The organism is Blautia sp. DFI.6.71 (assembly GCF_020593585.1).
Lineage (GTDB): Bacteria > Bacillota > Clostridia > Lachnospirales > Lachnospiraceae > Blautia_A > Blautia_A wexlerae.
On record NZ_JAJDMJ010000078.1, the window covers coordinates 1 to 11,766 of the forward strand.

The 11,766-nt window shown below is 42.0% G+C and carries 10 protein-coding genes; 2 read left to right on the top strand and 8 right to left on the bottom strand.

Annotation, left to right across the window (positions count from 1 at the left end; genetic code table 11):
- Positions 1-295 precede the first annotated feature (295 nt).
- Positions 296-655 (bottom strand): helix-turn-helix domain-containing protein, encoded by a 360-nt coding sequence (locus LJE12_RS18445; RefSeq protein ID WP_227227137.1) that lies wholly within the window; start codon positions 653-655, stop codon positions 296-298.
- Positions 656-795: 140 nt separating this feature from the next.
- Between LJE12_RS18445 and LJE12_RS18450 the strand changes: the two genes are divergently transcribed.
- Positions 796-1,992, top strand: a complete 1,197-nt coding sequence (locus LJE12_RS18450; RefSeq protein ID WP_118614797.1) for an ATP-binding protein — start codon at positions 796-798, stop codon at positions 1,990-1,992.
- Positions 1,993-2,046: 54 nt separating this feature from the next.
- Positions 2,047-2,298, top strand: coding sequence for a hypothetical protein (locus LJE12_RS18455; protein WP_055201279.1), 252 nt, complete (start codon positions 2,047-2,049; stop codon positions 2,296-2,298).
- A 440-nt stretch (positions 2,299-2,738) separates the two neighbouring features.
- On the opposite strand, the gene LJE12_RS18460 is transcribed toward LJE12_RS18455, so the two are convergent.
- From LJE12_RS18460 to LJE12_RS18490, 7 genes are all read right to left on the bottom strand, one after another.
- Positions 2,739-3,953, bottom strand: coding sequence for an LL-diaminopimelate aminotransferase (locus tag LJE12_RS18460; RefSeq protein WP_118512443.1), 1,215 nt, complete (start codon positions 3,951-3,953; stop codon positions 2,739-2,741).
- 421 nt (positions 3,954-4,374) lie between these two features.
- Positions 4,375-5,817, bottom strand: a complete 1,443-nt coding sequence (gene gatB / locus LJE12_RS18465) for an Asp-tRNA(Asn)/Glu-tRNA(Gln) amidotransferase subunit GatB (protein ID WP_026650061.1) — start codon at positions 5,815-5,817, stop codon at positions 4,375-4,377.
- The gene (gene gatA / locus LJE12_RS18470; protein ID WP_227227136.1) at positions 5,814-7,283 is read right to left on the bottom strand and encodes an Asp-tRNA(Asn)/Glu-tRNA(Gln) amidotransferase subunit GatA; all 1,470 of its coding nucleotides are present in this window, start codon (positions 7,281-7,283) and stop codon (positions 5,814-5,816) included. Before gatA ends, gatB begins: the two co-directional genes overlap by 4 nt.
- Before the next feature lie 11 nt (positions 7,284-7,294).
- Positions 7,295-7,588 carry an Asp-tRNA(Asn)/Glu-tRNA(Gln) amidotransferase subunit GatC gene (gene gatC / locus LJE12_RS18475; protein ID WP_008704901.1) on the bottom strand — a complete coding sequence of 98 codons (294 nt, stop codon included), beginning with the start codon at positions 7,586-7,588 and terminating at the stop codon, positions 7,295-7,297.
- Positions 7,589-7,707: 119 nt separating this feature from the next.
- A complete protein-coding gene (gene aspS / locus LJE12_RS18480) occupies positions 7,708-9,039 on the bottom strand; it encodes an aspartate--tRNA(Asn) ligase (protein ID WP_022380269.1) in 1,332 nt (443 codons plus the stop codon).
- Positions 9,040-9,478: 439 nt separating this feature from the next.
- Positions 9,479-10,033, bottom strand: a complete 555-nt coding sequence (locus tag LJE12_RS18485; protein WP_227227135.1) for an ANTAR domain-containing response regulator — start codon at positions 10,031-10,033, stop codon at positions 9,479-9,481.
- Positions 10,034-10,281: 248 nt separating this feature from the next.
- Positions 10,282-11,604, bottom strand: coding sequence for a glutamine synthetase family protein (locus LJE12_RS18490; RefSeq protein ID WP_008704905.1), 1,323 nt, complete (start codon positions 11,602-11,604; stop codon positions 10,282-10,284).
- Between the last annotated feature and the right edge of the window lie 162 nt (positions 11,605-11,766).

The following is an 11,766-nucleotide window of genomic DNA, read 5'->3' on the forward strand; positions in this document are numbered from 1 at the left end:
ATCCCGCATAAAATCAAGGTATATTAGAATGTAGAATTTACTTTTTCATTCAAGCGCGTATAACTCATCGGTTAAATGTATTTTTTAATTCTACCTTGCAAGAGTATATTAGAATGTAGAATTTACTTTTTCATTCAAGCCGTATAACTCATCACTGGAAGTAACGAGAATGCGACGCGCAGTTATTCAATTTGAGTTATTCTGAATACCCCCTCTGTAAAGCTCTGTAAAGCTCTGAAAGTTAGCTGGTTGTTTGCTCCAGCTAATAATTAAGGAACATGAAAAGGATGCCATATTATTGCATGCTCCTTTCCAAATCTCTTTGTTCCATCCAGTCCTCAAATTCATCCCGACGGATCCTAACCCGACTGCCAACTTTTATTACCGTAAACTTTCCTTTATCCGCCCATTTGTTGATCATGCTTCTGCTGACCTTTGCCAGATAGGAAGTTTCATCAAAAGTAAGATACTTTATATTTCCATTGCTTCCCCGTATTCCGGTTTGTGATAATTTCTTCCGCCGGAAATTAGCCAGAGCAATATTCTGTTCCTGTGCAAGTTCTTCATAATGCTCAGAGCATGTTTTACAGTGGTCAAAAGCAAATTTTTTTACTTTTTTTCTGAAATTAAGTAAAGAATCGGGTTGCCTATACATAGTTTTCACTTTCAAAAAATAAAAAAATTTGTGTTTTTGAAAGCGACATCTTGCATATACTATTAGCAGACAGTATACTAAGTACAACAAAGCGGTTTCGAAAAATGAAAAAACTTCAATTTTTGAAAGTGGGTGACTAAATGAAAACAATCACGAGAGCAAAATATCTCGATAGAATCATTGAACTGAATGGCACTCCTGACATCAAGATCATCACGGGTATTCGTCGATCTGGTAAGTCTAAACTGATGCAGGCATATATTGCGTATCTGAAAAACAACTTTGAAAACATCAATATTATCTTCATTGACTTCATGGATTTAGCATATGAAGAAATCAAGGAATACCATGCCTTACACTCCTATGTGGAAGAACATTATCAGGAAGGCAAAACGAACTACCTGTTTGTAGACGAGGTTCAGATGTGTCCCAAGTTTGAGCTGGCAATCAACAGCCTGTACTCTAAGGGAAAATACGACATCTATGTAACAGGCTCTAATGCTTTCCTGTTGAGTGCGGATCTGGCAACTCTGTTTACCGGACGCTATATTGAAATTCATGTGTTTCCTTTCAGCTTCCAGGAATATTGCCAATATTATGATGATATCAGTGACAAAGATAAGCTCTTTGATGAGTACGCTATTAAGGGCGGTTTAGCAGGTTCCTATGCTTATAGAACCGAAAAAGACAGAACAAACTATATCAAAGAGGTCTACGAAACTATTGTTACAAGGGATTTGGTACAGAAATATAATCTCCCTGACACTTTGGTTTTACAACGTCTGAGCGAGTTCCTTATGGATAATATCAGCAACCTGACTTCTCCTAATAAGATCAGTCAGCTACTGACAGCAAATGAAACTCCAACCAATCATGTAACCGTCGGCAAATACATTAAGTATTTGTGCAATGCTTTTGTATTTTATGATATTAAGAGATACGACATCCGAGGTAAGAAATACCTTGAAAGCTCTGAAAAGTTCTATTTGTGTGACAGCGGTATTCGATATGCAATACTGGGGAGCAGAAATATGGATTATGGCAGAGTATATGAAAACATCGTATGCATCGAGCTTCTTCGCCGTGGATATGATGTTTATGTCGGCAAGCTTTATCAAAAGGAAATCGACTTTGTTGCTCAGAGAGGTAGCGAGAAGTTTTATATTCAGGTCAGCGACAACATTTCCGGGCAGGAAACATTTGAGAGAGAACGCTCTCCTCTGCTTCAGATTCGAGATGCTTATCCGAAAATGATTATTGCCAGAACCAAACATCCCCAATATAGCTATGAAGGAATCCAAATTCACGATATAGCCGATTGGTTACTACAAGAATAAATAAGGCGAAATATCTCCGTCATTCTCTTTTGAAATGATGGAGATATTTTTAGTATGACGGAGATTGTAGATGAATCCAGACGAAGCATCCTGCGAAAAGAGTTTTATATGGATGGACTGAACTGTGATCCGGTGTCTTTTGACAAGGAATGCGAACTGACAAATGCTCATTTTTACAAAAATGAGAAACGTGAAGATATCAAAAGTCACCACTACATTATCAGCTACGTTCCAGCTGATGTTAAGACAGAAAAATCATCTCACTCAGAAAGAACTCGGCATGGCTTCGAAAACGAAAACAAATAATATTTGGTGGCTACACCCCCAAGCCCCTGTGGAATCAATAACGCTGGTACTGGATATCAGGTAGTGTAAAATAGTTTGTGTTTTTGTTAAAAAATAACTCCTTTTTGGTAAGAATTCAGATATGACAATTCTTATCGAAAAGGAGTATTTTTTATGGCAGTTGCAAAGGAACAAATTCGACAGATTATCTCAGAAAACAACATTAATACTTAAATAGTAATCAAATTCCATATATATTTTTATAAAATAGAAACGACAGGTCCGAAACCCTTGATTTTCAAGGATTTTCGTCCTGCCGTTTTTCATTTTCATAGTCAAGTGGATAAAATCATCCGCTTCGCTACGCAGCTCTACACCGAATAACTGCTCCACAGGGAACTTACTTGATTCGGTTAAATTTTGCGAAATTATAATCCCACTCGTCCCTATCAGGAAGCTGCTTACAGATTCTTAATTCGTTCAATTGCTTCCAGTGTATTCTCATGTGTTCCAAACGCAGTGAGACGGAAGAATCCCTCACCATGAGCACCGAATCCTGAGCCCGGAGTTCCTACGATGTTGGCTTTTTCAAGGAGATAGTCAAAGAACTCCCAGGAAGTCATCTTATCAGGTGTTTTCAGCCAGATATATGGAGCGTTTACGCCACCGGATACGGAATAGCCTGCTGATGCCAGACCTTCGTAGATGGCTTTGGCGTTGCTCATATAGTAGCCTACCTGTTCTTTCAGCTGTGCTTTTCCTTCTGGAGAGTATACAGCCTCTCCTGCACGCTGTACGATGTATGGAGCACCGTTGAATTTAGTGCCATGACGTCTTGCCCAGAGACTGTGGAGATCTACGCCGTCACGGACCAGATCCTTTGGTACAACTGTAAAGCCGAGGCGGACACCTGTGAAACCTGCATTTTTGGAGAAGCTGCGCAGTTCGATGGCGCAGGTTCTTGCTCCTTCGCACTCATAGATGCTGTGCGGTACATTTTCTTCGGAGATGTATGCTTCGTATGCTGCATCATAGATAATTACAGAACCGTTTTTATTTGCATAGTCTACCCATTCCTGAAGCTGCGGTTTGGTGATCGCACCACCGGTCGGGTTGTTCGGGAAGCAAAGGTAGATAAGATCCGGTACTTCTTCCGGGAATTCCGGAAGGAAGCCGTTGGATGCTGTACATGGCATATAGATTACGTTATCAAAGTTGCCACGTTCTTTGTTGTATTCTCCTGTACGGCCTGCCATTACGTTTGTATCTACATATACTGGGTATACAGGGTCGCACACTGCAATCTTGTTATCCAGTCCGAATATTTCCTGGATATTTCCGGAATCGCTCTTTGCACCGTCAGAGACAAAGATTTCATCTGCTTCAATGTCACAGCCTCTGTCTTTGTAGTCGTTCTTTGCAATAGCAGATCTTAAGAATTCATAACCAAGATCCGGTGCATAACCATGAAAAGTAGCTGCATCACCCATTTCATCTACAGATTTATGAAGTGCCTCAATGATTGCCGGAGCCAGAGGCTGGGTTACATCACCGATTCCCAGTGAGATCACGTTTGCCTGTGGGTTGGCTTCTTTATATGCTTTTACTTTTTTTCCAATTGTGGAAAACAGATAGCTTCCCGGTAATTTCAGATAGTTGTGGTTTACTGTTACCATGTTTGATTTCCTCCCTGGCATGTTTCGCAGTTTTTATATACCTGTCTACAGCAGGCTGCTGCTTTGCCTTTCCATTTCTATTTGTGTCTTCTTTGCAAATATATTTTGTTCGAGTTTTATTATACTTAATTATTTAATAATGTAAAGTCTCAAAGTGTTTTCTGAGAATAATTTTTAATATTAACATTACTGTTCACTGGTAATATCCCGCGAGGTGTTTTTTGTGAGCGAAGGTCACAGAAAACCCGAGACATACTGTGCGAATTTATGCGATTAGCATAAATTAAGTTTGCGAAGCAAACGATACTCCTTGTGCTTTGTACAAGGAGGTTCATATTTTTTGCATCGCGAAGCGTGTTGCTGTGAACAGAGTGAACAGTAACATTTTTTACCCCGGGCATAATGTCCGGGGTGATTTATTTTATTTGCGCTTCTCTACTTCTTTCATTAGTGTCTCGCGGACGCTTGCAGGATTTGCCTTGCCTTTCATCTCTTTCATGATCTGACCTACAAAGAAGCCCATGACTTTATCTTTACCTCCCAGAAGTTCTGAAAGTGGTCCTGGGTTAGCATCCAGGATCCTGTTGATGGTTTCTTCCAGAAGTCCTGTGTCTTCTACAATCTTCAGACCATGTTCCTCAATGTAGGCTACAGGATCAATGTCTTCCTCAAAGACTTTCTCAAAGACTTTTTTGGCATTCTGAGGGCTGACTTCGGATTTTTCTACCATTACCAGAAGATCTGCAAGATGCTTCGGTGAGAAAGATACCTGTTCCGGATCCATAGCTTTATCTTTCGTCAGACGGAGTACCTCACCCATAAACCAGTTTGCTGTCTTCTTTGCATTTCCGTAGATTGCTGCTGTTTCTTCAAAAAGACCTGCAAGATGGCGGGATTCTGTGAGGATTCCCGCATCGTATGCCGGAAGTCCGTACTCTTCCTGATAACGGGCCTGTTTCACTTCGCGAAGCTCCGGCTGTTCTGCTTTGATCTTTTCAATCCATGCATCAGAGATATGGATTGGGGGCAGATCTGGATCAGGGAAATATCTGTAGTCTTTGGCATCTTCCTTGGAACGCATGGCGTAAGAATATTCTTTGTTGTCATCCCAACGGCGTGTCTCCTGTGTAACTGCCTTGCCTTCTTCGATCAGTTCAATCTGACGTTCTCTTTCGCCTTCGATTGCTCTGGCAATGGCTTTGAAAGAGTTCAGGTTCTTCATCTCTGTTCTGGTACCGAATTCTTCTGCTCCCACTTCACGGACAGAAAGGTTAACGTCTGCACGCATGGAGCCTTCCTGAAGCTTACAGTCTGATACACCCAGATACTGCATCATACAACGGAGTTTTTCAAGATAGGCGATTACTTCCTCAGAGCTTCTCATATCCGGCTCGGATACGATCTCGATCAACGGGACACCGCTTCGGTTATAGTCTACCAGAGAGCAGTCTTCCCATTCATCATGAATCAGTTTACCTGCATCCTCTTCCATATGCATTTCATGGATGCGGATTTTCTTTTTGCCTGCAGAGGTTTCAATCTCTACCCATCCGTCATGACAGATTGGCAGATATAACTGAGAGATCTGATAGTTCTGTGGGTTGTCCGGATAGAAATAGTTCTTACGGTCAAATTTGCAGTACTGATGGATCTGGCAGTTTGCTGCAAGACCTGCTTTCAGGGCAAACTCTACTACTTTCTTATTTAATACAGGCAGGGAACCCGGCATACCTGTGCAGACCGGGCATGTATGTGTATTGGGTGCTCCTCCGAATTCAGTGGAGCATCCGCAGAAAATTTTTGTTTTTGTTGCAAGTTCTACATGGACTTCAAGTCCTATGACTGTTTCGTACTGTTTCATTATCTGGTGCCTCCTTCTCCTGGCACGGCAAAGGAGCCGCGGCTGGTTTCATAGGCGTGTGCTGCACGCAGGATTTTCTTTTCCATGAAGCAGTCCCCGATCATCTGGATACCGATTGGGAGACCTTTTTGGTCTTTTCCGCATGGAACTGTAATTCCCGGAAGACCGCAGAGATTGACTGCTACTGTGTAGATATCTCCAAGATACATGGCAAGGGGATCTTTTAAGCTTTCACCGATCTTCGGTGCTGTAAATGGAGATGCAGGTGCAAGGAGCACATCATATTTGCCAAATGCCTGGTCAAATTCTTTCTTGATCAGGGCTTTTGTGCGGAGTGCCTTCAGATAGTATGCATCATAATAACCGGAGCTTAACACGAAGGAACCAAGCATAATACGGCGTTTTACTTCCTCACCGAAACCTGCTGTTCTGGTCTTTTTGTACATGTCGTGAAGACCTTCATATTCTGCTGCACGGAAACCGTATTTAACACCATCGAAACGTTCCAGGTTGGAGCTTGCTTCTGCACTGGCAATAATGTAATAAGCCGGAATCATGTATTCCATGGTCTTGATGGAGAAGAATTCTACTTCTGCTCCCAGTTCTTTCAGTGTATCGAGAACGCTCATAAAGGATGCCTTTACTTCTGGATCAAGTCCTTCTGCAAGGTATTCTTCAGGAACGCCGAATTTCATTCCTTTGATGTCTCCGGTCAGTTCTTTTGAAAACTGGAGGTCGTCTCTTTTCATGGATGTGCTGTCTTTTGTATCATGTCCTGCGATGATCTCCAGAAGAGCTGCACAGTCAGATACGTCTTTTCCTACAGGTCCGATCTGATCCAGGGAAGATGCATAAGCTACAAGACCATAACGGGATACTGTTCCATAGGTTGGTTTAATTCCGGTTACACCACAGTAGGAACTTGGCTGACGGATAGATCCGCCTGTATCTGAACCAAGTGCCAGATAAGTTTCTCCTGCTGCTACTGCTGCACAGGAACCACCTGAAGAACCACCTGGTACATGTTCCAGATTCCATGGGTTTCTGGTGATGCCATAAGCGGAAGTCTCTGTGGTACTTCCCATGGCAAATTCATCCATGTTTGTTTTTCCGATAATGACCAGTCCGGCTTTTTCCAGACGGTCAATGACTTCTGCATTATACTGAGGCACAAAATTCTCAAGAATCTTTGATGCACAGGTAGTTTTCTTTCCATTAATACAGATATTATCTTTGATCGCGATCGGTACACCTGCAAGAGGACTGGTATAAGTACCATCCTCGATGCCTTTCTGTACTTCTTCTGCGCGTTTGTATGCTTCTTCTTTATATGTGTCAAGATAAGCGTGTACTTCTGAATCCTGTTTCTCGATCTGTGCGAAAACAGTTTTTACTCCATCCAGGACGCTGACCTGACGCTGTTTTATTTTTTCCCCAAGCTGCAGGGCTGTTAATTTCTCCAACTCCATTGTCCTGTCTCCTATCCTATGGTTTTCGGAACCTGATACTGTCCTTCTTTTGCCTTCGGTGCATTTGCCAGCATTGCTTCTTTGTTATCTCCGTTTGTGACAACATCCTCACGAAATACGTTTTCGTCCTGGAAAATATGGGACATAGGCTCTACTTCCGATGTATCCAGTTCATCCAGTTTCTCTACATAATCAAGCATTTTCTGCATTTCAGCTTTTGCTTTTTCCTTTTCTTCTTCCGAGAGGGAAAGCTTGGCCAGGATGCAGACATTTTCCATTGTTTCATCATCTATGATCTTTGCCATGATTTTCTCCTTATATATACTGCCTGTAACATTCTATATTGCTTTTATTTCTTTCTGCCCGGAATCAACCTGCCGTTTCCCGGTCAATATATAGGCAGCTTTCCAAGTTTCTGACTTATTTACGGTTCCAGACGGTTCATATCTCGCGGGAAGAGACAGGTTTCACGAACATTCTCTTCACCGATAAGCTGCATGGTCAGACGTTCCAGACCAATTCCCAGTCCACCGTGAGGCGGCATACCATGTTTGAAGGTATCCAGATACTGTTCCATGCCTTCCTGCGTCATACCTCTGTCTTCAATTTTCTGTACCAACATGTTGTAATCATGGATACGCTGTCCGCCTGTTGTGATCTCAAGACCTTTGAATAACAGGTCAAAGCTTAAGGTAAATCTTGCGTCTTCCGGATCATCCATTGCATAGAATGGACGTTTCTTTGACGGATAATGTGTGACAAATACGAAATCTGAGCCATATTCTTCTTTGAAATACTGTCCGATCAGTGCTTCTTCTTCCGGCTCCAGGTCAAATGGATTTCTGATCTTACGGTTATATTTCTGTGATACCAGTTCCTTGGCTACATCGAAACGGACTGCCGGGATTTTGGATACATCCGGAATCTCAAGCTTCAAAATCTGTACTTCTTTTGCATATTCTGTTTTCAGAAGGTTCATGGCATACTGGAGGAATCCTGTTTCCATTGCCATAATTTCTTCGAAGCTGTCAATATATCCCATCTCGAAGTCCAGACTGGTGTATTCATTTAAGTGACGTTTGGTATTATGTTTCTCAGCACGGAATACAGGACCTGTCTCAAATACTCTGTCAAATACGCCAACCATCATCTGTTTGTAGAACTGTGGGCTCTGCGCAAGTACTGCAGGTTTGTGGAAGTAGCTAAATTTGAAAAGGTTTGCCCCACCCTCTGCTCCTCTGGCTCCGATCTTTGGAGTATGGATTTCTGTGAATCCCTGTCCGTAAAGATAATCACGGAATGCTTTTGTCAGTGCCTCCTGGATTTTAAATTTGGAACGCTCCTGAATGTTTCTCAGGGAAATCGGTCTGTAGTTTAATTTTGCTTCCAGGGAAGTGTTCAGTTTCCATTTGTCGATTGCCATTGGAAGTGGCTCTGCCGGTGTTGATAAAATATCAATATGACGAATACGAAGCTCTCTTCCGTGGGGTGCTCTCTCCTCTTCATGCAGGATTCCTTTCACCCTGATCGTCATTGCTTCCTTCAATTCATGAATGGAAACATTTGCCATTTCATTTTCATAGACTGTCTGGAATAAGCCTTCCCTTCTTCTAAGAATGATAAATGCCACATCACCCATATTACGGATGCTGTGAACAGCGCCTTCGATTACGGCTTCCTGGTTCAGGAGATTATTACCTACGAGTTCCTCCCAGGTATTGATTTCTTTTTTCCATGTTCCATCCATAAATTCCATTTCCTCATCCTCCATTTCTTCTTTTCTGTAAACCTTTGTGATATGTCCGACGGAGTCTGTCTTCAAAAATCAGTCTGCGCAGATGCAAATGACTTTATCATTCTTTTACTCCTTGAATATCAAAAAGGCGTAATCAGAAAATCCGGGGATAGTTGTCCCCTGGACTCTCTGATTACGCCTTTGTAATCATTCTTCCTGTCATTATCTATTTTGGGTTTGTGTTCTTTCTATATAAAATATGACTAAAAATATATTTTGTATATTACCACATCTTCTATCAAAATAATAGAGTTATTTTTTACAAAATTTCACTAATTATTTCGGATATTTTATTTATGAATACAACAAATTGCATTCTAATTTTTCAAACAAATGAATCCTGTCTGCAACGGATTCCTTCAACAAACATGTTCGATTTCATTATTTCATAAACTCTTGATCAAACTTCGTCATACATCAACATAAGCAGCATCTGTGCTGTTTCTACCATATTGGTTCCTGAATCCATGCTGCATTTCTGAATATGTCTGTACGCTTCGTCTTCTGTCATCTGGTTTTTTTCCATAAGAAGACGTTTGGCATTCGAGATATAATTCTGTTCTTTTTCTGATCTGGGCTTTGGTTTCTTTTTTTCTTTTTTGATCCGGCGTTCCAGATGATAGAGCATGTCATTGACCGTATCTATCAGTACGCTTGCTTTCATCGGCATCTGTACAGTGCTGACGGAATTCGGTGCTTCATCTATAATACGCTGAGAGGCCAGAAGCAACATTTCAAAATACTGTGGCAGGTTATCGAGAGCGTCTTTATAATAGGCATCTGTCAACTTATACCCACATATCAGGACACCACTGTCAAGCTCTGAGATACTGGCCAGCGCATTAGAGACAGAGCTGCAGACAGAAGCTACTGTGAGCCCATGTCTGTTAAGTATTGTGCGGATTTTCTTTGCGTCTTCAATTTTCGGTAACGCAATCACAATGCTGCTGCTCATAACTCTGCCACTCCTATTTCTGTTACAGCCTGGGTTCCCGTCCACTGCTTATTGCTTTTTACAACCTCCGCAGGGGACTTGTTTGATTTTGATCAAGCGGATGTTCGCAATCCGCTTCGCTACTTGCTCATAACCGAATAACTGCTTCGCAGTTTATCAGAAGGAGCTTCGCTCCTCCTGATACAAACAAGTCCCCACCCACTGCTTATTGCTTTTTACAATTTCTACAGGGGACTTGTTTGATTCGGTTAAATTCTGTATAAGTATTCCTCGATTTCCCAGGCTGAAATTTCTCTTGTATAGCGCAGCCATTCTTTTTTCTTGGCTGCTGCGTATTCTTTACAAAATTCTGTTCCAAGTACTTCTTTGATCCAGTCACTCTGTTCGAAGTAATCAATTGCTTCGTTTAAATTTCCCGGAAGATTCTCAATCTTCATTGTTTTCTGGTCTGTTTCGGATAACTCTCTGCTGGAGGACTTAGTCGGATAAATCTTCTTATTGATTCCATCCAGTCCTGCTGCCAGACATACTGCAAATACCAGATACGGATTTGCTGCTGCATCCGGACTTCTCAGTTCGATCCTTGTCTCCATACCTCTGGATCCCGGAATTCTTACCAGTGAATTCTGGTTGTTCTTTGTCCATGTCAGTTCTGTCGGTGCTTCATAGCCCGGAACCAGACGTTTGTAGGAATTTACGATAGGATTGGTGATCAGTGCCATCTCTTTGCTGTGAGCCAGAAGACCTCCTACGAAGTAATAAGCTTCTTCGCTTAATTCCTGTGGATTTCCCGGATTGACGAATACATTTCTTCCATCTTTAAATAAGGAGAAATGAATGTGCATTCCGGAGCCGTTTACTTCTGCCCTTGGTTTCGGCATAAATGTCGCATGAAGTCCATGGCGTTTGGCAATGGTACGGACCGTCATCTTAAATGACATGATCCGATCTGCAATCGTACGGACTTCACCGTATTTGAAATCTACTTCGTGCTGTGCAGGAGCAGTTTCATGGTGAGAAGATTCTACCTCAATCCCCATGTCTTCCAGATTTAATACAATATCACGTCTTGCGTTTTCACCCAGATCCACAGGGCTGACATCCAGATATCCGGCCTTTTCATGTGTTACAGTAGTCGGAACTCCGTTATCATCTGTATGAAAAAGGAAAAATTCACATTCCGGATCTACCAGACAGGTGTATCCCTCCTTCTTTGCCTCCCGGGCGGTTTTCTTCAGGATATATCTCGGACTTCTCTCATGAGGGGTTCCGTCCGGACAATAGATATCGCATAACAGTCTGGCAACTTTGCCCTGCTGTGGTCTCCATGGGAGAATTGCAAAAGTGTCAAGATCCGGTCTTAAGTACATATCCGGTTCGGATTCTCCTGCGATTCCTGCGATAAAAGAACCATCTACAATACATCGGTTATCCAGCGCACGGGGAAGTTCCCGGGCAGTTATGGCAATGTTTTTCAGCGTTCCGAACATATCTGTGAACTGAAGACGGATAAATTCCACGTCTTCCTCCTCAGCCATCTGTAATATTTCTTCTCTGGTATAATTCCCCATTTTCATTCACTCCTTGTCAGCATAGTTTCTGCTGTTTTTGCTTTCTTAATGATTCTTCGATACAGTTTTGTCCTGTCTGGAAGTTTTATAGATTCTTTTTATAATGATATAATCACGACCACCGGCTTAGCCGGTGGTTTGCTTTGACCCTATAAGGGTCTA

Excerpts from the sequence above, each read along its gene's own strand:
- LJE12_RS18445 (WP_227227137.1), bottom strand. The coding sequence starts at position 655 with ATGTATAGGCAACCCGATTCTTTACTTAATTTCAGAAAAAAAGTAAAA.
- LJE12_RS18450 (WP_118614797.1), top strand. The coding sequence starts at position 796 with ATGAAAACAATCACGAGAGCAAAATATCTCGATAGAATCATTGAACTG.
- LJE12_RS18455 (WP_055201279.1), top strand. The coding sequence starts at position 2,047 with ATGACGGAGATTGTAGATGAATCCAGACGAAGCATCCTGCGAAAAGAG.
- LJE12_RS18460 (WP_118512443.1), bottom strand. The coding sequence starts at position 3,953 with ATGGTAACAGTAAACCACAACTATCTGAAATTACCGGGAAGCTATCTG.
- gatA (WP_227227136.1), bottom strand. The coding sequence starts at position 7,283 with ATGGAGTTGGAGAAATTAACAGCCCTGCAGCTTGGGGAAAAAATAAAA.
- gatC (WP_008704901.1), bottom strand. The coding sequence starts at position 7,588 with ATGGCAAAGATCATAGATGATGAAACAATGGAAAATGTCTGCATCCTG.
- aspS (WP_022380269.1), bottom strand. The coding sequence starts at position 9,039 with ATGGAATTTATGGATGGAACATGGAAAAAAGAAATCAATACCTGGGAG.
- LJE12_RS18485 (WP_227227135.1), bottom strand. The coding sequence starts at position 10,033 with ATGAGCAGCAGCATTGTGATTGCGTTACCGAAAATTGAAGACGCAAAG.
- LJE12_RS18490 (WP_008704905.1), bottom strand. The coding sequence starts at position 11,604 with ATGGGGAATTATACCAGAGAAGAAATATTACAGATGGCTGAGGAGGAA.